The sequence below is a fragment of the Micromonospora sp. AMSO1212t genome (assembly GCF_008868145.1).
In the GTDB taxonomy this organism is placed as follows: Bacteria; Actinomycetota; Actinomycetes; order Mycobacteriales; family Micromonosporaceae; genus Micromonospora; species Micromonospora tulbaghiae.
Genome location: NZ_WBKS01000343.1, coordinates 1 through 423 on the forward strand (window position 1 = coordinate 1; position 423 = coordinate 423).

At 50.1% G+C, this 423-nt stretch carries 1 protein-coding gene; it reads right to left on the reverse strand.

All coding sequences use genetic code 11. The annotated features are described in order from the left end of the window. The coding region (locus tag F8279_RS30115) for a patatin-like phospholipase family protein (protein ID WP_192580813.1) at positions 1-423 on the reverse strand (423 nt) is incomplete at both ends.

The window sequence follows — 423 nt, forward strand, 5'->3', positions numbered from 1 at the left end:
GTCGCCGGCTTTCGCCAGAGCCTCATCTGCTGCAGACTCTCCTGCGGCGATGCCGTCGAGTATTTTTGCTCGCGACTTTGTCATCATTGGGATTTTATCTGTGTTTGGATAAATTACGACATCTGATTTTCTTGCTTCCTTGAAGTCGGCGTCGGCTAACATGATGTCTGTTGTCCTGGCAACAACGCCCTTTATTGAATTGAAGTTTTTGTTTGATTCAGGCTTGATTGGTTTGTCGCAAACAACTGCCACCACTATATCGGCTCCGAGTCTGCGTGCTGCCTTCGTGGGCAAATTGGCGCGCAAGCCCCCATCGACGAAAAGGTTGCCATCGATAAGAACAGGTCGGAGCGCTCCGGGCAGTGTACTGCTGGCTTGAATGGCTTTTGGTAAATTGCCACCTGTAAGAACTGATGTGACACC